Below are 18,404 nucleotides of genomic sequence, written 5' to 3' on the forward strand. Positions count from 1 at the left end.
CGAGTCGCAAGGCCAGGGCTCCCGACTTCACCTGACCCGCCCACCCGCCCCGCCGACCGCGGGTCACACCGTCCGCGAGCCAGCCCACCGGGGTCCGAGGGGCAGAACCGGCCCGGTTTCGACTGCCTGGGCCGCGCCCTACCAACCCCGGGCGCGCCACTCCGCGAGGTGGGGGCGCTCCCGTCCCAGGGTCGAGTCCTTGCCATGGCCCGGGTAGATCCAGGTGGTGTCCGGCAGCGGGCCGAAGACCTTCGTCTCCAGGCCGTCCATCAGGGAGGTGAAGGCGGCCGCGTCGGCGCGCGTGTTCCCCGGCCCCCCCGGGAAGAGGCAGTCACCTGTGAAGAGGTGCGGGGCGGCCGGGTCGGCGTCGTGGAGCAGGGCGATCGAGCCGGGGGTGTGGCCGACCAGGTGGATCGCCCGCAGGGTGACCTCGCCGACCCGGACCTCCTCGCCGTCGCGCAGCAGCGCCGCGGTGGGCACCGGGATCGCTGGTGCGTCGTCCGGGTGGGCGACGGTGGTCGCGCCGGTGGCCGCGACGATGTCGGAGAGCGCCTGGACGTGGTCGGCGTGGCGGTGCGTGGTCACCACGGTGGCCAGGCCCTGGTCGCCGATCACACGCAGCAGGGTGTCCGGCTCGTTGGCCGCGTCGATGAGCAGCTGCTCGCCGGTCGCGGCGCAGCGCAGCAGGTAGCAGTTGTTGTCGAACGGTCCGACCGCGACCTTGGTGACCGTCAGGCCGGGCAGCTCCCGCACGTCCGCCGGTCCGCCCACCGTGACATCGCCCGTGTACCCGCGCACGCTCATCGTTCCTCCAGCACTGCCACCTGCGGGCCGCGGCCGCGCCCGACGTTTCCGGCGTCGTCATTCTCTCCGAGGGCCGCCAAAGGCCGCCGGGCGCGGCGGGATGTCGAGGCCGGCGAGCGCGATCCGGGTCCGGGTGGGGACCGCGTGCCAGCGCGACCGGGACGCGGGCTCCCGCCGGGGCAGCACGGCCGCCTGCAACAGGCCGGCGAGGATCCAGGTGGCCCGTCGGGCGTCAGGCCACCGGCCGAGGACCGCCTTGCGGACCGCCAGCAGGGCGAGCTGCGCCACGTGGACGGGCAGCCAGCCGCGGCCGGTGGTCTCGCGGTGGCGCGAGGCGTAGGCCACGGCCGCCCGGCCGAGCTCGCGCTGGAGCTCCGCGTCCCAGCCCGCGGTACCACCGCCGGTGTGCAGTACCGGCCAGGCGTCGTCGCACCAGTCGATCCGCCCGCCGGCGGCGAGCAGCCGGGCGAACAGGTCCGTCTCCTCGTAGTACAGCCAGAAGGACGGGTCGAAGCCGCCGATCCGCAGGAAGGCGGACCCGCGAATCGCGAAGAACGCCCCGACCGGGTACCGGAGCGCCGGCCAGCGCACCACCGCGGCGGCCTCCCCGCGCAGCGCGGTGAAGGCGCTGGTGCCGATGGTCGGCAGCACCGCCGTCGACCGCCCCGGGCCGCCGTCGTTCGCGCGGATCGCGAACCCGAGGACGTCGACGTCGGCCGGCGCCTGGGCGAGCAGCTTCGGCAGCATCTCCTGGGTGTCGGGGGGAATGGTGACGTCGCTGTTGACGACCAGCAGCCAGTCCGGAACGCCGCCGGGTGAGTCGTCGCCCGGCGGGCCGTCGCCCGGCGGCGGGGCCGCCAGGGAGCGCTTGACGGCGAGGTTCACCGCCGCGCCGTAGCCGATGTTGCCGTGCCCGGCGTGTACCCGCACACCATCGGGAACGGCGCCGTGCTGCCCGCCGAGTTTGTTCTCGACGAGCGCGACCCGGCAGCCCGCCATGCCGGCGAGCGCGCCGAGTAGTCCGTTCAGGTGAGGCGAGCCGCCGTAGGAGACGACGACCGCGAGCAGGCTGTGCAATATTCCGCCCTCCTGGGCGCGGGCCAGCCGCTCTTCGTCGTGATTTCTGCGACCAGCGTTCTGACGACCGGACTCACGGTAACCACCTGGGACGGGCACGGCCGGAAATTCTTTCCGGCGAGTCGGGGAAACGGTATGACGCCGGTCACGCCATACCAACTGGCTATCTCATCCCATGTTTCGTTCCGACCAGATGAAGCATAGTCAGCATACGGATCCGAATCATGACCTGAGGGGCGAAAAGGAACATTGTGTCCACCCCGGAATCGTCATGCCGATCTCGTGGAAATCGCACCCGACTCAGGCCCCGGACGGCTGGGCGGAGCGGGACGGGACCGCTGGCGGCCGGAGGCCGGAGGCCGTCCACGGCGTGACGAGGGCGCGCGGGCACCAGCCCCCCACCCGCTCCGCACCCCGTCCGCCGCCCGTCGCCGGCCGCCCGCCGCCCGCCGCCGTCCCGCGCCGCCCGCCGCCGTCCCGCGCCGGCCGCGCCGACTCGGGTGGTGGCACCGGCGTGGCCCCTCCACGGACACCCGCATACCGGCCGCTAGTATCGAACGGGCGTTCGGGAAGGCGTCCGGCATCCGAGAAGTGTCGTATCCCATCCGTACGCTGGGAGTGCCTTTGCTCGGGTCCGGGTTGTCCGTACCGAGGTGAGCACCGGGCAAGGAGCATCGCCGGGTCAGGACCATGGGTCTGAGCCCACGGTCGGCGTTCCGAGCGCCGTGGTGCTGTCCCTCGGTCTCAGGACGCGATGCCGGATCTGGCGCAGGTAGGGCCGACGAAGCCGAGAAGACGTGAGGGAACGCGGATGACGGATCGTCTCGTCGTGCGGGGTGCGCGCGAACACAACCTGCGCGACGTCGACCTCGACCTTCCCCGCGATGGACTGATCGTCTTCACCGGGCTGTCCGGCTCGGGGAAGTCCAGCCTCGCGTTCGACACGATCTTCGCCGAGGGGCAGCGGCGCTACGTCGAGTCACTGTCGGCCTACGCCCGCCAGTTCCTCGGGCAGATGGACAAGCCGGACGTCGACTTCATCGAGGGCCTGTCACCGGCCGTCTCGATCGACCAGAAGTCGACCAACCGCAACCCGCGCTCGACGGTCGGCACCATCACCGAGGTCTACGACTACCTGCGGCTGCTGTTCGCCAGGGCCGGACGCCCGCACTGTCCGAAGTGCGGCCGGCCGATCGCGCGGCAGACCCCGCAGCAGATCGTCGACCGGCTGATGGAGCTCCCCGAGGGCACCCGTTTCCAGGTGCTGGCCCCGGTGATCCGCGGGCGCAAGGGCGAGTACGTCGACCTGTTCTCCGAGCTGCAGGGCTCCGGCTTCGCCCGCGCGCGGGTGGACGGCACGGTCATCCCGCTGACCGACCCGCCGAAGCTGGAGAAGCAGAAGAAGCACACGATCGAGGTCGTCGTCGACCGGCTCGCGATCAAGGAAACCGCCAAGCGCCGGCTCACCGACTCGGTCGAGACGGCGCTGCGGCTCGGCAGTGGCCTGGTGCTGCTCGACTTCGTCGACCGGGACCCGAAGGACGAGGACCGCGAGCGGATGTACTCCGAGCACCTCGCCTGCCTCTACGACGACCTGTCGTTCGAGGAGCTGGAGCCCCGCTCGTTCTCGTTCAACACCCCCTACGGTGCCTGCCCCGAGTGCACCGGCCTCGGCACCCGCAAGGAGGTCGATCCGGAGCTCATCGTCACCGACCCGACGCTGTCGCTCGCCGGTGGCGCGATCGGCCCCTGGTCCGGCGGGCACAACAAGGAGTACTTCGAGCGGCTGCTGTCGGCGCTGGCCGAGGACCTGCGCTTCTCGATGGACACCCCGTGGGAGGCGCTGCCCGACCGTGCCCGCAAGGCGGTGCTGCACGGCAGCGGCGACACMGAGATCCACGTCGGCTACACCAACCGCTACGGCCGCAAGCGCTCGTACTACACGAGCTTCRAGGGCGTCATCCCGTTCCTGGAGCGCCGCCTGCGCGAGGCCGAGTCGGACACGAGCCGCGAGCGCTACGAGGGCTACATGCGCGACGTGCCGTGCCCTTCGTGCCGCGGTGCCCGGCTCAAGCCCGAGTCGCTCGCGGTGACGGTGGGCGGCCGTTCGATCGCCGAGGTCTCCGGGATGTCGATCGGCGAGTGCGCGGGCTTCCTGAAGGACCTCGACCTGACCGAGCGGGAGCGCTCGATCGGCGGACGGGTGCTGAAGGAGATCGACGCGAGGCTCGCGTTCCTGCTCGACGTCGGCCTCGACTACCTCTCCCTCGACCGCGCGGCCGGCACCCTCGCCGGCGGCGAGGCGCAGCGGATCCGGCTGGCGACGCAGATCGGCTCCGGCCTCGTCGGCGTGCTCTACGTCCTCGACGAGCCGTCGATCGGGCTGCACCAGCGGGACAACCGCCGGCTCATCAGGACGCTGGTGCGACTGCGCGACATGGGCAACACGCTGATCGTCGTCGAGCACGACGAGGACACGATCCTCGCCTCCGACTGGGTCGTCGACATCGGCCCGGGTGCCGGCGAGCACGGCGGCCGCGTCGTCGTCTCCGGGCCCGTCTCCGACCTGCTCACCAGCGAGGAGTCGCTGACCGGCGCGTACCTGTCCGGCCGGCGGTCCATCGCCGTCCCGGCGGTGCGCCGCCCGCCGACGAAGGGCCGGACGCTCACCGTCCACGGCGCCCGCGAGCACAACCTGCGCGACGTCACCGTCTCGTTCCCGCTCGGCTGCCTGGTCGCCGTCACCGGCGTCTCCGGGTCCGGCAAGTCGACCCTGGTCAACGACATCCTGGCCGCGGTACTGGCCAACAAGCTCAACGGCGCCCGCGAGGTCCCCGGCCGGCATCGCACCGTGTCCGGCCTCGACCACCTCGACAAGGCCGTCCGCGTCGACCAGTCGCCGATCGGGCGGACCCCGCGCTCCAACCCGGCGACCTACACCGGCGTGTTCGACCACATCCGGCGGCTGTTCGCCGAGACCACCGAGGCGAAGGTGCGCGGCTACCTGCCCGGCCGGTTCTCGTTCAACGTCAAGGGTGGCCGCTGCGAGGCGTGCTCCGGAGACGGCACGATCAAGATCGAGATGAACTTCCTGCCGGACGTGTACGTCCCCTGCGAGGTGTGCACCGGCGCCCGGTACAACCGGGAGACCCTCGAGGTCCACTTCAAGGGCAAGAACATCGCCGAGGTCCTCGACATGCCGATCGAGGAGGCCGCCGAGTTCTTCGCCGCGGTCCCGGCGATCGCCCGCCACCTGCGCACGCTCAACGATGTCGGCCTCGGCTACGTCCGGCTGGGCCAGTCCGCGCCGACGCTGTCCGGCGGCGAGGCGCAGCGGGTCAAGCTCGCCTCCGAGCTGCAGCGCCGCTCCACCGGGCGCACCGTCTACGTCCTCGACGAGCCGACCACCGGCCTGCACTTCGAGGACATCCGCAAGCTGCTCGGCGTGCTCGGCCGCCTGGTCGACGCCGGCAACACCGTCATCGTCATCGAGCACAACCTCGACGTCATCAAGACAGCGGACTGGATCATCGACATGGGCCCCGAGGGCGGCACCGGCGGCGGCCGGGTCGTCGCCGAGGGCACCCCGGAGACGGTCGCCGCGAACACGGCCAGCCACACCGGCGTCTTCCTCCGCGAGATCTTCGCCGGCCGTGCCGAGAAGTCCGCCACCGCGGACGCCGCCCAGCTCACCGCCGTCATCGGCGCCACCAGCGCCGCCTAGCGTCGCCTGGCACCGTCGCGCCGCCTGGCACCTCTAGCGCCGCCTGGCACCGTCTAGCGCCGCCTGGCACTGCCTGGCGCCGCTGCTTGGTGCCCAGGCGACGCCTGGCCGGCGCTACTTCTTCGGGAGGCGGACGACGATCTCGACGCGGCGGTTGAAGCGCTGGCCCGCCGCGTTGACGGAGCCGTCCGGGTTACGTTCCTCGACCAGGGGGCGCGTGCTCCCGAACCCGACGGAGGTGACCGAGGCGGCCTGAACGCCGTGGTCGGTGAGATAACGCTGGACGACGGCGGCCCGGCGCTCCGACAGGGGCTGGTTGACGCTCGCCGAGCCCGTCGCGTCGGTATGCCCGCGCACCTTGATCTCGCCGCCGGCATAGTGCGCGTTGATCAGCCTGATGGTCGCGTCCATCGTGTCGGTGCTGCCGATGACGTCGCTTCCGGTCTCGAACAGGGCATCGCTGTTGAAGATCAGGATGAAGACCTCGCGGCCCGTCTCGTCGATGGCCTGGAGGTTCCCGCCCGAGATCCCGGTGAGGTCGACGTCAGGCCCGGGGAGCCGGTAGAGCGAGTTCGGCACCAGCGTGGTCCCGTCCTCCGGGGTGTGGGCGTACCCGCTGAAGTCCCCGCAGGGGATGCGCAGCACCAGCCCGGCGCCGAAGTCCTCGGTGCCGCAGGTGGGGTCGAGCGTCCCGTCGTCGTTGAGGTCGAACAGGCCCTGCTGGGCCCCCGGCGGCAACGAGGCGTCCGCGGACGGCTCTTCGGACGGCGTGGCCGCCGTCGCCTGGACGGGCGCGGCAGAGGTCGACGCGCTCGGGGTGGCCTTGTCTCCGGGCGACCCCGAGGAACCTCCGCAGCCAGCGGTGAGCAGGAGTCCGGCGGCGGCGAGGGCCGCCAGCAGTGACGTCGCGATCTCTCGTTTCATTCTGTCCCCCAAAGCTGCGCGATGGTGGGACGTTAGACACAGTTGGTGCCCAGAGGATCTCTATGCCGCGTAGCCGACAGGTGCGGCGACAGAGGCCCTGACCTGGTTCATCTCCCGGAAACAGTCGGGATCCGGGCTTCTGAGTGCCCGAGCCGCTGCTACCCGGCGGGCACCGGGCCGGGGAGCACGCGCAGGCCGGGGGCGTCGTCCCAGCCGGTGACGATGAGCAGGCCGAGCAGCCAGGGCGCCGCGGCGTGCAGCACGAGGCGCCGCCCGTCGCGGTTCAGGTTGCCCGCGGAGGCCACCAGCGCCCGCAGGCCGCCGACGTCGACGCGGCGCAGCCGCGCCAGGTCGATGCGGACGTCGCCGCGGCCGTGGTGCGCGACCTTCGCGAGTGTGCCGACGAGTGCCGGCAGTACCGACACGTCGATGTCGCCGTCGATCGAGAGCATCGGTGGCTCGAAGGTGGCGGCGACGCGCATCGCGCCGGTCTGGATCTCCAGCCGCTCGGCGTCGAAGCTGTGGTAGGCGGCGGACTGCGCGGGAATTGCCGGGTCTGCCTCTGCGAGGCCGAGGGGCTCCGCCGGGCTCGCGGGGCCGGTGAGGTAGTCGTTTGGAACCGCTCTGACGTCGGGCACGGGTGCCCTCCCTGTTCCCCTGGGGCCAGTGGCCACGTCGTGACACGCGGCCACTGGCCGGCCGGAACCGCCATGTGCTGGAACGTATTGTCCAACGAACGGGACCCACCGTAAGGTCCGTTCCGGTGAACGTCCTCCGTCCATGAGCCATGACCATGACGGCCGCGGCGGTCCCGCCCCCGGTTCAGCCCTTGACGCAGAGGACGGCACGCAGCCGCGCGACCACCTCGACAAGATCACCGCTGAAGCCGATGACCTCGTCGATGTCCTTGTAGGCGGCGGGGATCTCGTCGAGCACCCCGGGGTCGGTGCGGCATTCGACGCCGGCCGTCTGGGTGCGCAGGTCGTCCAGGGTGAACGTCCTGCGCGCCTTGGACCGGCTCATCCGCCGCCCGGCACCGTGCGGCGCGGACGCGAACGCCTCCGGGTTGCCCAGACCGCGGACGATGTACGAGCCGGTGCCCATGGAGCCGGGGATGATGCCGTACTCGCCGGCCCGCGCCGAGATCGCGCCCTTGCGGGTCACCAGCACGTCGGCGCCGTAGTGATGTTCCTCCGCGACGTAGTTGTGGTGGCAGTTGACGTTCGCGAAGGCCGCCTCGCCCATGTGCGGGCCCTCGGCCGGCGGGCACGGGACCCGCAGCGACGGGAAGAAGCCGCGCAGCGCGTCGGCGTACAGCGCGAGCATGGTCTGCCGGTTGCGCCACGCGTACTCCTGCGCCCAGCGCAGGTCGTGGCGGTAGGCGGCCATCTCCGGCGTGCCCGCGAGGAACACCGCGAGGTCCCGGTCGGGCAGGCCGGTGTTGTGGGCCAGGCCCTTGGCGACCCTGATGTGCGCGTCGGCGATCTCCTTGCCGATGTTGCGGGAGCCGGAGTGCAGCATCATCCAGACCGCGTCGTCGGCGTCGAGGCACAGCTCGATGAAGTGGTTGCCCGACCCGAGGGTGCCGAGCTGCGTCATCGCCCTGCCGAGCAGGCCTGAGACCTTCGGGTGCAGACCCGGGAAGGCATCCCAGAGGTCGGCGCTGCGGCGAACCCTGGTGGACACATCGGCGTGATGGCGGTGCCCTACCGGGATGGCGGCCTCGATGGCGGACCGCACCGCGCCCAGGTCGTCCGGCAGGTCGGACGCGGTCAGGCTCGTGCGCAGCGCGGCCATCCCGCAGCCGATGTCGACGCCGACGGCCGCCGGGGAGACGGCTTCCCGCATCGCCACGACGGAGCCGACCGTCGCGCCCTTGCCCAGGTGCACGTCCGGCATGACGGCTACGTGGTGGTGGATGTAGGGAAGCGAGGCGATCGCGCGCAGCTGGTCCAGAGCGGCGCTCTCCACGCCCTCCGGCCGGGTCCACATCCAGATCGGCGACCGCCCACCACCGAGCCGGGCCACGGGACTCATGACTTGTTGCTCCTATTTCCATGCGGCGGGCAGGCGTTCCACTCGCGGGCCGTCCGTCCGCGCGTCGTCGTCACCGGAAACCTGCCGGCTCAGGTATGCGCGCCGGACAAGCATGCGAGACCGTTCGGCAACGGACAAATCGTTTTCCCCGCGCATGCGTCCGCCGGCCGGGGCTCGGGCGCCCTCGGCCGGCGGACTGGGAGAACCGGGCTGCTCACCCGGGGGACTACCGCAGGTCGATGTGCGAGCGGTCGCGGTTGTGGGAGCGGCGGCCAGCACCGCCGAACATCGACGGCCCGCCGCCGACGCCGCCCCCGGTGCGCCTGCGCAGGAAGAACGGGGCGGCCAGCGCGACGAGCCCACAGGCGACGCCGATCTGAAGAATATGGCGGATCCAGTCGATTCCGCCGGTGTGGCGTACCCCGATCCAACTGGCGATGACATTACCGACAAGGGCGCCGATAATACCCAGACAGACGGTCGCCCACAGCGGGACGCTCCCCCGACGCATCAGCGCGCGGGCGAGCAGACCGACGATCGCCCCGCCGATCACGATCCACAGGATTTGGAACACGGCAGCCTCCGACGTGCTCGACGGTAAGGCCAGTGGAATACCCGAGACCTCACCCCKGAAACGCTGGGTGAGAGGCGCGAAAAACCCAGAGGAATCTTCGCGAGAACCGACCGTGCCTGCCCTGGACCATTTTTCGGGGAGTCGATCGTCAAACGGGCGAGTTGGTCCCCGATGGCGGGCCGGTACCCGGCCGGCGAGGGACCGGGCGGCCCTCCCGCGAGGCTCCACCCGCCTAACGGGAGGCGGGCAGCAGCGGGGCCCGGGAGAGCAGCTGGACGAGGTCCCTGGCCTCGGCGGGGACCGGCTCCGCGAAGTGGTGCAACCCGCGGCGGCCACTCACGTCCACCTCGACCGCGTAGGTGAACCGGTCGGGCGCGGTGGCCCCGACCGGCCCGGAGGTCGCCGGGAGCGCGGCGACGAGCGCCCGCAGCCGGTCCGCCTCCACGGCGGGCAGGTCTTCGGTGTCCAGGCCGCGCCGGATCGTTCGGCCGGCGAACCCGCCGGATCGTTCCAGCACGACTCGCACCCGCTCGGCCTCAGTCATACGGCGATTGTCCTCCCGCGCACGCGGCGGCCGGGCCTCCGGCCGCCGGAGGCCCGGCGAGGTGCCGGCCCCAGACAGGGCCGACAGCCCCGTGCCCCCGGCGAGACCGGACGCGGGCTGTCAGGTCCTGACGCAGAATCAGATCTTGACGCCGACGGCGCGCCAGGCATCCTGGACGGCCCTGACCGCGTCGGCGTCGAAGAGCGTCCTGGCCTGGGTGACGGTCAGGTTCGCGAACGCGACGAATGAGGCGTTCGTACGCAGCTGCGGCGAGCGCAGCGTCTCGTACCAGATCTTGCCGGCCTTCTCCCAGGCGTGGCCGCCGAAGGCGATCGCGGCGTTGTAGAACGCCTTGTTCGGGATACCCGAATTGGTGTGCACGCCCCCGTTGTCCGAGGTGGTGCGGACGTAGCCGGACATGTTCGCCGGCTGGTCGTCCTTGCCCAGGACCGGGTCGTCGAACGCGGTTCCCGGCGCCTTCATCGAACGCAGTGCCACCCCCTGCACACCGGGCGCGAGCAGGCCTTCGCCGATCAACCAGTCGGCGTCCCCCGCCTTCTGGCCCAGCTTGTACTGCTTCACCAGGGACCCGAACACGTCGCTGACCGACTCGTTGAGCGCGCCCGCCTGGTTCAGGTAGGCGAGCCCCGCCTCGTCCTCGGTCACGCCGTGGGTGAGCTCGTGGCCGATGACGTCGAGCGAGATCGTGAACCGGTTGAACAGCTCGCCGTCCCCGTCACCGAAGACCATCTGCTCGCCGTTCCAGAAGGCGTTGTCGTAGTGGTCGCCGTAGTGGACCGTCGCGAGCAGCGCGAGGCCCTCGTCGTCGATCGAGTCGCGGTGGAAGACCGCCGAGTAGAAGTCGAAGGTGGCGCCCAGCCCGTCGTAGGCCTCGTTCACGGCGACGTCGCTGACCGACGCCTGCCCCTCAGTGCGCACGGTCTTGCCAGGCAGCGTCTCGGTGCTCTGGGCGTCGGCGATCGTGCGGCGCGCGGAGGGCGACGCCGGCACCGGGCGCGGCCGGCGCCGCGGCAGCGCGGCCGCGATCTGCGCGGTCTGCAGCCGGACCATGCGGTTGGTCGTGTCCAGCGACAGGGTGCCCAGCGCCCAGTCCCGTTGCTCCTCGGTGCCGTTGCGGATGATCCGCTCAAGGATGTTCGGCGGGAGCGCACAGGGCGTCTGCCGGGTGGTCGCGATGCTGCGGGGCTCGAGGTGCACGTCGGCTCCCTTGTGGCGGTCTCAGGGCCGGGCGACACGTACGCGCCAGCCCAGCCCCCGGATGGTGCGCAACGTGACCGACCTTTCCGCCTCCGGCGCACCTTGTCCAGCCTTGGTACCCATCTCCGGCATGACACACCTCCCCGCGGCCATGACGTTGATCCCGGCCGCGGGGCCGTCCGGCTGTCTCAGGCGGTCGCCCCGGTGCCCGCCTCCGTCGGCCTCCGTCGGCCTCAGCCGGCCCGGCGGGCGGTACCGGTCAGCCGGACGTAGTCAATGACAGGCTCGGGCAGCCGTTCCGCGACGGCGTTGACAAACCCCGCGCGTTCGTCGACGGGCAGCCGGTCCAGGTCCATCCCGAGGATGATCGTCTCCAGGAAGCGGCGGAGCGTGGCGGGGTCGTCGAGCCGCGTCGGGTCGGGGTCGAGCGAGGTCTCGACACCCACGAAGCCCGCCGCGGCGAGCCGGTCAGCGGTCTCCTCGGCGGCCGCGAACGGCCAGACCGGCGGCCGGTCGGCGACGAGATCACCGAGCACCCGTTCGACGGCGGCGATGTTGCCGTGGCCCCCGCAGTCGAAGACCAGCTGGCCGCCCGGGCGCAGGACGGCGGCGAGGTTCTTGAACAGCGCGTCATGGTCGGGGATCCAGTGGAAGGTCGCGACGCTGAAGACAACGTCGACCTGCTCACGCAGCGGCAGGGGCGTTGTCAGATCGGCGCGCAGGACCGTCAGGCGGTCACGCAGGTCCGGCCGGTCAGCCAGCCGGGCTAGCAGCGCGGCCAGCATCTTCTCGGACCCATCCAACGCGATCACGCGGCCATCCGGCACCGCCTCCAGCAGCGCGACGGTGTCTCGACCCGTACCGGCACCCGCGTCCAGCACGGTCTCGGTGCCGTCCAGCTCCAGCCGGGCCAGCGTGCGCTGTCCCCACCGCTCATGCGGGAGGGGCAGGCTGTCGTACGTCGTGGCGTCCCATTCGCGTGCCATATGCGGACGCTACTTCTTTAGCGAATCTAAATACATGATCCTCCTGTACTCATGGCTCTGGCCATTGGTCACAGCGGGGCGTCYGTTCCTGGCCCGGCATCGCGGCGGGCGACGAGATCATGCCAGAGGGCGTCGACCTGGGCGTACAGGCCGGTCAGGTCACCCGAGTTGTCGAGCAGGACGTCGGCGACGGCGCGGCGCGCCGCGTCGTCGGCCTGGGTGGCCATCCTCGCCTCGGCCTGGTCACGGGGCAGGCCCCGGCTGGCCAGTCGCTCCAGCCGCAGCTGGCGCGGCGCCTCGACGACGACCACCAGGTCGTAGCCCTCCCCCATCCCGGCCTCGACCAGCAGCGGGATGTCGTGCACGACGATCGCGTCCGGCACCGGGGCGGCGAACCGCCGCGCGGTCTCATCCCGGATCAACGGGTGAGTGATGCCCTCGAGCCGCCGGCGCGCCGCCGGGTCGGCGAAGACGATCTGCCCGAGCGCCGCGCGGTCCAGGCCGCCGTCCGGGAGCAGCACACCCGGTCCGAACGCCTCGGCGACGGCCGCGAGCCCGGGGGTGCCAGGCGCGACCACATCCCTCGCGAGCTTGTCCGCGTCGACGACCACCGCGCCGTGCTCCGCCAGCCGGGCCGACACGGCGCTCTTGCCCGACCCGATTCCACCGGTAAGTCCCACCGTCAGCACGCCGCCGAGTCTGCCCTACCCGACGGCGGGGAGCACGGGGACGGGCGGAGGGCACGGGACGGGCATGCTGGACCGGTGGAGGAGCAGCCGGCACCGATCGAGACCGGGCCGGGCCCGTCGCCAGCACCGGCGGCGTCGGCGGCTTCGCGGGCACCGGCGGCTTCGCGGGCACCGGCGGCACCGGCACCGGCACCGGCACCGGCGCCGGCCCGACCCGGTCCGTGGGCGGCCGGGGTCTGGGCGGCCAGGGTGTGGCCGGCCGTGCTCCTGGCGGTGCTCATCGGCGGCGGTGTGCTGGGCCTGGCGCTGTCGACCCGGCTGGCGTCAAGCGCGCCGCTGCTGCTCGTCGCGCTGCGGCCGACGCCGTCGATCCTGCTGCTGGTCGGCGGCTCCGCCCCGGTCCTGCCGACCCTGCTGATCGCGATACCGCTGCGGGCATTGGTCGACATCGGCTACTTCGGGATCGCCAGGGCGAACCTGCGCTCGCTGATGAYGTTGCGTCCCGGTGGCCAGCGCCTCGCGAACGCCCTGTCGCGCCGCTCGACCGAGCGGGCCCTGCTGTACTTCTGCCTGGTCAACACCAACGCGGCCGTCGACGCGGCCCTCGGCGGCGGCGACGTCCCCTGGCGGCGCTTCCTGCGCTTCCTCATCCCGGGAACGGTCATCTCGACGACGTCCTACCTGCTGGCGGCCCGCGCCGTGGCGCCCTGGGCCCGCGGCCTGGTCACCTGGCTGGACAGCCACGCCACCGAGGGCCTGCTGCTCCTGCTCGCCGTCGGCGCGCTGCGCCTGGCCGTCCAGGCCGTCCGGTCCCGCGTGCGCCGGCGCGCCGCGCAGCCCGGGGCGGCCGGAGGCGAGCCCGGCTAGTACCGGCCGCCGTGCCCGCCGCGCCGGCCGCGCCGGCCCCGGCCGCGCACAGGCCGCGGGGCCGGCACAGGTGGTGTGCCGGCCCCGGGGCATTCCTCGCCGGGACGGGAGACTCCGTTGTCGTCGCGTCCCGGCGGTGTCCGTGTCAGCCGCCCGCCCGGGGCGGGCCGCTCGGAGCCTCGGTGTCCCGCGCCGCCGCCGGCTCCAGTGGGCCGGCCGCCGTGCCGGGGCCGTCCGGCTGGCTCGCGCCGACCCCGGCCAGCGCCGGCGCGCCGGCAGCCGTGACGGCGGCGTCCTCGCCAGCGCCGCCCGCGCCGCCGATCTTCGCGCCGGCCGTGTTCTCGCCGTCGTCGTCGCCGTCGCCGGCGTCCTCGTCGTCGGCCGGCGGCGGGGTCACCAGCGACCAGACCACCGAGGCCACCAGCAGCACGCCGATCACGCCGAGCGAGACGGCGATCGGGATGTGCACGACGTCGGTGAGCAGCATCTTCACCCCGATGAAGGCGAGGATGACCGCGAGGCCCGTGCCCAGGTGATGGAACCGGTCCAGCGCCCCCGAGAGCAGGAAGAACAGGGACCGGAGGCCGAGGATGGCCAGCGCGTTCGCCGTGTAGACGAGGAAGGTCTGGTCGGTCACGCCCAGCGCCGCCGGCACGGAGTCGAACGCGAACAGGACGTCGGCGGTCTCGACCGCGACCAGGACCGCGAGCAGCGGCGTGGCCACGAGCTTGCCGGCCCGGCGCAGCAGGAAGTGCTGGCCCTGGTACTCGTCGGTCACCGGGACGACGCGGCGCAGCAGCCGCACCGCGCGGCTCTGCCCCGGGTCCACGTCGACGCCGGAGTCCCGCACCATCTTGATCGCGGTGTAGACCAGAAACGCGCCAAACAGGTAGATCACGAAATGGAAGGCGCTCAGCAGCGCCATGCCGCCCGCGATGAAGGCKAACCGCAGCACCAGCGCGCCGAGCACGCCGTAGAACAGCACCCGGTGCTGGAACTCCCGTGGCACCCGGAAGTAGCTGAAGATCAGGGCGAACACGAAGAGGTTGTCGACCGACAGGCTCTTCTCCAGCAGCCAGGCGGCGGTGTACTCACCGGCCGCGGCCGGCCCCTGCCAGGCCCAGATGACGAAGGCGAACCCGATTCCGAGGCTCACCCAGAGGGCGCTCCACAGCGCCGCCTCGCGGAGCTTGATGACGTGTGCCCGCCGGTGCGCGAGCAGGTCGACGGCGAGAAGGGCGACAAGGGCGGCGACGAAGGCTGCCCAGGCCCAGAAGGGGACGTGCACGGCTGAGTCTCCTAGAGAGTCCGGGTAGTCGGCGGATGGGGGGCGGTCGCGGACGGCGGGTCGCGGACGGCGGGTCCGGCCGTCGGGCTGGGTCCGGCTCGCGATCCCGGTCCGCGCCGGGCTCCGTCGAGGCGTCAACCTGACCTGCATCCAGTTCAACGCCTGGAACCCTTCCGGGTCCCGGCAGCAGCGCACCAATGTTGGTGGGAATCGCTATCCTCAAGTTGCCGACACTCGGCAAGAAGAAGGCATGCGCGGCCGTGGCAGACCGGGCGGTGCCGCACCGTGTGCTCGCCTTTTGGGCCACGAGTGGCCGGGCGGCGGCCCGTGCGCGAGAGGAGGGCGGATGACGGTCGACGACGAGCTCAGCGAGGCGGCGGGCCTGCCGGGGACGAGCCTGACCCGGCTGCCACGCGCCGCGGTGCTCGCCGCCCAGGACGCCCGGCTGCCAGCCGGCCTGCTCGGCGACTACCTCCCGGCCCTCGCCTCCGCCGCCGGCACCGGCCGGCGGCTGACCGTCGACGAGCTGGCCCGGTTCCGGGAGCTGGGCCAGGCCGCGGCCGAGTCGGGCGCGTCGCTGCGAGCCCTCGTCGACCTGTACCTCTCCGCAACCTGGCGGGCCTGGCCCTCGCTGCCGGCGACCCGTCTCCCGCCCGGCCGGACCGCCGCGGCCCGGACCGCCGGGCGGCGGACCGGGCCGCGGGACGACGCACCGGGCGCCGCCGAGCAGACGCGGGCCGCGGCGGGCGCGGTCCTGCGAGCGAGCGACGACGCGGTCGCGGCCGTCTGCGAGGGCTACGAGGCTGCTCGCACCGCCCGGGCCAGGGCCGAGGAGGCGCTGCGCCGCGAGCTCGTCGACGACCTGCTCACCGGCACCGCCACCGACCCGGGCCTCGTGCTCGAGCGGGCCGCGGCGTTCGGGCTACGGCTGGAGGCTCCGCACCTGGTCCTCGTCGCCGCCGGGGAGCGCCGGTTCGTCGATGGTCGCGGGACACCGAGGGCGGTCGACGCCGCGCTCGGCATGACCTGCCTGACGCCACCGCTCGTGGTCGCGAAGGGCGGCCAGCTCGTCTGCGTCGTCCCGCAGGAGGCGGAGGCCGACGCCCCGGCCGTCCCGCCGGAGACACCGGGAAGCCCGGCCCCGGCCGTCGCCGCCGGGCTGGGCTCGCCCGGCTCAGCGCGGCCGGGCGGCCGGGACGGCCCGAACAGCACCGCGGGCGGCGGCCGGGCCTCCGGGTTCACGCCGCTGCCCGCCGTCGCGGCGGCGGCCGCCCCCGGCGCGCCGCGCGCCGTCGCGGCCCTGACGGCGGCGCTGGCGGGCGTTCCCAGCTGGCGGGTCGGGGTGAGCCGGGCGCGCACCGGCGTGACGGGCGTGCGGATCGGCTTCGGCGAGGCGTCGAGCGCCGCCGAGCTGGCCGCCCGGCTGGGCCTGACCGGCCAGGCGGTGCACACCGACCACCTGCTGATCTACAAGGTGCTCCTGCGCGACCGGGAGCCACTCGCTGACCTGGTGGAGACCGTCCTCGGCCCGCTGCGCAGCGCCCGCGGCGGACCCGGCCAGCTGCTGGAGACCCTGGACGCCTACTTCGCCACCGGCGCCGTCGCCCTGGCCACCGCCCGCCGCCTGCACCTCTCGGTCCGCGCCCTCACCTACCGCCTGGCCCGCATCCACCAGCTGACCCGCCACGACCCCACCTCCCCGGCGGACCGCTACGTCCTCCAGACCGCCGTGCTCGGCGCCCGCCTCCTGGCCTGGACCGGCACCGAGTAGCGCCTGAGAGACCCAACGTCCTGTCAGACGTCAGCGTCACGAAACGATGCTGGTCGTAGCGCTGACGTCTGACAGGACGCCCCGTAACGCCGGACAGGATGAGCACGCGGCCGCGCGGGGGAGACAAAAGCGCCCCCGCCGGAACCCGGCGGGGGCGCTTTCACATCAAGCCATCCCCACAGTTACCCCGTGAGGGGTGTCGGGGGCGAAGCCCCCGACCGTGGGGTCCGGGGCTCGGCCCCGGAGCAACATCACGCGGGAGCCTGGGAGCACTCGTCAGAGTGCGAACAGGCCACCCCCGATCGCGCGCAGCGAGCAGGGGTCGGCTCCGTCAGCCCCTGCCGAACTGCTCGCGCAGGCGGCGCAGCGCCTCCTCGTCGATCGCCGAGGCCGGCTGCTGCGACTCGGAGGTGTAGGAGCTCGGCGCGACCGCGGCGGCCTCGGCCTCGCGGGCGGCGCGGATCTGCGCCTGGTGCGCCTCGAAGCGGGTCTGAGCCTCGGCGTACTGCCGCTCCCACTCGGCCTGCTGCTCCTCGAAGCCCGGCAGCCACTCGCCCGTCTCGGGGTCGAAGCCCTCGGGGTAGACGTAGTTGCCCGCCTCGTCGTACTTGGCTTCCATGCCGTACTGGCTCGGGTCGAACGTCTCGCCGTCGCCCGCGAGCCCGGAGGCCTCGTTCGCCTGCTTGAGCGAGAGGCTGATCCGGCGCCGGTCGAGGTCGATGTCGATGACCTTGACCAGGATCTCGTCGCCGACGTTGACGACCTGCTCCGGGATCTCCACGTGGCGCTCGGCCAGCTCGGAGATGTGGACCAGACCCTCGATGCCCTCGTCGACGCGGACGAACGCGCCGAACGGCACGAGCTTGGTGACCCGACCCGGGACGACCTGGCCGATGGCGTGCGTCCGGGCGAACTGGCGCCACGGGTCCTCCTGCGTCGCCTTCAGCGACAGCGAGACCCGCTCGCGGTCCAGGTCGACGTCGAGCACCTCGACGGTGACCTCCTGGCCGACCTCGACCACCTCGGACGGGTGGTCGATGTGCTTCCAGGACAGCTCGGAGACGTGCACCAGACCGTCGACCCCACCGAGGTCGACGAACGCGCCGAAGTTGACGATGGAGCTGACGACACCCTTGCGGATCTGGCCCTTGGCCAGCTGCGACAGGAACTCCGAGCGAACCTCGCTCTGCGTCTGCTCCAGCCAGGCCCGGCGGGACAGAACCACGTTGTTGCGGTTCTTGTCCAGCTCGATGATCTTGGCTTCGAGCTCGCGGCCCACGTAGGGCTGGAGGTCGCGGACCCTGCGCATCTCCACCAGCGAGGCGGGAAGGAAGCCCCGCAGCCCGATGTCGAGGATCAGACCACCCTTGACGACCTCGATGACGGTGCCGGTGACGACGCCGTCCTCCTCCTTGAGCTTCTCGATCGTGCCCCAGGCACGCTCGTACTGAGCGCGCTTCTTGGACAGGATCAGCCGGCCCTCCTTGTCCTCCTTCTGGAGGACGAGAGCCTCGACGTGGTCACCGACCGAGACGACCTCGTGCGGGTCCACGTCGTGCTTGATCGATAGCTCACGGGACGGGATGACACCCTCGGTCTTGTAACCGATGTCCAGCAGCACCTCGTCGCGATCCACCTTGACGATGGTGCCGTCGACGATGTCACCGTCGTTGAAAAACTTGATCGTCTTGTCGACCGCGGCGAGGAAGTCCTCGGCCGAGCCGATGTCGTTGACCGCGACCTGTGGTGTGGTCGGGCTTTGCGGGCTGGTCACGKTCTCCACGGGTCGAACGTCGGTGGTGCTCGTCAAGGGGTCGGYTCCGACTAGGGGTTGACGTCAGCGCGAGAGCCGGGTCGAACCGCCGGGACGGAGGGACAGAGAACGCGCTACAACGACATTG

15 protein-coding genes are annotated in these 18,404 nt (G+C 72.3%); 3 read left to right on the forward strand and 12 right to left on the reverse strand.

The window, feature by feature from the left end; all coding sequences use genetic code 11:
• Nucleotides 1–138: 138 nt before the first annotated feature.
• Both BL253_RS07765 and BL253_RS07770 read right to left on the reverse strand, forming a co-directional pair.
• Nucleotides 139–804, reverse strand: coding sequence for an MBL fold metallo-hydrolase (locus BL253_RS07765; RefSeq protein ID WP_076814874.1), 666 nt, complete (start codon nt 802–804; stop codon nt 139–141).
• A 57-nt stretch (nt 805–861) separates the two neighbouring features.
• A complete protein-coding gene (locus BL253_RS07770) occupies nt 862–1,980 on the reverse strand; it encodes a glycosyltransferase family 2 protein (protein WP_338013694.1) in 1,119 nt (372 codons plus the stop codon).
• Nucleotides 1,981–2,692: 712 nt separating this feature from the next.
• On the opposite strand from BL253_RS07770, the gene uvrA reads away from it, so the two are divergent.
• Nucleotides 2,693–5,605 carry an excinuclease ABC subunit UvrA gene (gene uvrA, locus BL253_RS07775; RefSeq protein ID WP_076814878.1) on the forward strand — a complete coding sequence of 971 codons (2,913 nt, stop codon included), beginning with the start codon at nt 2,693–2,695 and terminating at the stop codon, nt 5,603–5,605.
• Nucleotides 5,606–5,719: 114 nt separating this feature from the next.
• Here the strand turns inward: uvrA and BL253_RS07780 are convergent, their stop codons facing one another.
• The 8 genes from BL253_RS07780 to coaE all read right to left on the reverse strand — a co-directional run bounded on the left by BL253_RS07780 (nt 5,720) and on the right by coaE (nt 12,568).
• Nucleotides 5,720–6,529: an OmpA family protein gene (locus tag BL253_RS07780; protein WP_076814880.1), complete on the reverse strand. Its 810-nt coding sequence runs from the start codon at nt 6,527–6,529 to the stop codon at nt 5,720–5,722.
• Between the two features lie 158 nt (nt 6,530–6,687).
• Nucleotides 6,688–7,167 (reverse strand): STAS domain-containing protein, encoded by a 480-nt coding sequence (locus BL253_RS40180; RefSeq protein WP_076814882.1) that lies wholly within the window; start codon nt 7,165–7,167, stop codon nt 6,688–6,690.
• A gap of 184 nt (nt 7,168–7,351) precedes the next feature.
• Nucleotides 7,352–8,566 carry an RtcB family protein gene (locus tag BL253_RS07790; protein WP_076814885.1) on the reverse strand — a complete coding sequence of 405 codons (1,215 nt, stop codon included), beginning with the start codon at nt 8,564–8,566 and terminating at the stop codon, nt 7,352–7,354.
• Between the two features lie 226 nt (nt 8,567–8,792).
• On the reverse strand, nt 8,793–9,140 hold the full coding sequence (locus BL253_RS07795) for a GlsB/YeaQ/YmgE family stress response membrane protein (protein WP_076814887.1): 348 nt from the start codon (nt 9,138–9,140) through the stop codon (nt 8,793–8,795).
• Between the two features lie 232 nt (nt 9,141–9,372).
• Nucleotides 9,373–9,684, reverse strand: a complete 312-nt coding sequence (locus tag BL253_RS07800) for a protealysin inhibitor emfourin (protein ID WP_076814889.1) — start codon at nt 9,682–9,684, stop codon at nt 9,373–9,375.
• Nucleotides 9,685–9,822: 138 nt separating this feature from the next.
• Nucleotides 9,823–10,902 (reverse strand): M4 family metallopeptidase, encoded by a 1,080-nt coding sequence (locus tag BL253_RS07805; RefSeq protein ID WP_076814891.1) that lies wholly within the window; start codon nt 10,900–10,902, stop codon nt 9,823–9,825.
• A gap of 233 nt (nt 10,903–11,135) precedes the next feature.
• Nucleotides 11,136–11,888 (reverse strand): class I SAM-dependent methyltransferase, encoded by a 753-nt coding sequence (locus BL253_RS07810; RefSeq protein WP_076814893.1) that lies wholly within the window; start codon nt 11,886–11,888, stop codon nt 11,136–11,138.
• A 68-nt stretch (nt 11,889–11,956) separates the two neighbouring features.
• Nucleotides 11,957–12,568 (reverse strand): dephospho-CoA kinase, encoded by a 612-nt coding sequence (gene coaE, locus BL253_RS07815; RefSeq protein ID WP_076815015.1) that lies wholly within the window; start codon nt 12,566–12,568, stop codon nt 11,957–11,959.
• Between the two features lie 270 nt (nt 12,569–12,838).
• Here coaE and BL253_RS07820 point away from each other — a divergent pair, with 270 nt between their 5' ends.
• On the forward strand, nt 12,839–13,444 hold the full coding sequence (locus BL253_RS07820) for a hypothetical protein (RefSeq protein ID WP_081438096.1): 606 nt from the start codon (nt 12,839–12,841) through the stop codon (nt 13,442–13,444).
• Nucleotides 13,445–13,589: 145 nt separating this feature from the next.
• Here BL253_RS07820 and BL253_RS07825 read toward each other — a convergent pair whose 3' ends face one another.
• Nucleotides 13,590–14,732 (reverse strand): TerC family protein, encoded by a 1,143-nt coding sequence (locus BL253_RS07825; RefSeq protein WP_081438085.1) that lies wholly within the window; start codon nt 14,730–14,732, stop codon nt 13,590–13,592.
• Between the two features lie 346 nt (nt 14,733–15,078).
• Here BL253_RS07825 and BL253_RS07830 point away from each other — a divergent pair, with 346 nt between their 5' ends.
• Nucleotides 15,079–16,503: a PucR family transcriptional regulator gene (locus BL253_RS07830; RefSeq protein ID WP_076814897.1), complete on the forward strand. Its 1,425-nt coding sequence runs from the start codon at nt 15,079–15,081 to the stop codon at nt 16,501–16,503.
• A gap of 331 nt (nt 16,504–16,834) precedes the next feature.
• On the opposite strand, the gene rpsA is transcribed toward BL253_RS07830, so the two are convergent.
• Nucleotides 16,835–18,313, reverse strand: coding sequence for a 30S ribosomal protein S1 (gene rpsA / locus BL253_RS07835; protein WP_076814899.1), 1,479 nt, complete (start codon nt 18,311–18,313; stop codon nt 16,835–16,837).
• Nucleotides 18,314–18,404: the final 91 nt, after the last annotated feature.

Origin of the sequence: Pseudofrankia asymbiotica, assembly GCF_001983105.1 — a bacterium.
Lineage (GTDB): Bacteria > Actinomycetota > Actinomycetes > Frankiales > Frankiaceae > Pseudofrankia > Pseudofrankia asymbiotica.

Excerpts from the sequence above, each read along its gene's own strand:
- BL253_RS07765 (WP_076814874.1), bottom strand. The coding sequence starts at position 804 with ATGAGCGTGCGCGGGTACACGGGCGATGTCACGGTGGGCGGACCGGCG.
- BL253_RS07800 (WP_076814889.1), bottom strand. The coding sequence starts at position 9,684 with ATGACTGAGGCCGAGCGGGTGCGAGTCGTGCTGGAACGATCCGGCGGG.
- BL253_RS07810 (WP_076814893.1), bottom strand. The coding sequence starts at position 11,888 with ATGGCACGCGAATGGGACGCCACGACGTACGACAGCCTGCCCCTCCCG.
- BL253_RS07780 (WP_076814880.1), bottom strand. The coding sequence starts at position 6,529 with ATGAAACGAGAGATCGCGACGTCACTGCTGGCGGCCCTCGCCGCCGCC.
- BL253_RS07830 (WP_076814897.1), top strand. The coding sequence starts at position 15,079 with ATGACGGTCGACGACGAGCTCAGCGAGGCGGCGGGCCTGCCGGGGACG.
- BL253_RS07790 (WP_076814885.1), bottom strand. The coding sequence starts at position 8,566 with ATGAGTCCCGTGGCCCGGCTCGGTGGTGGGCGGTCGCCGATCTGGATG.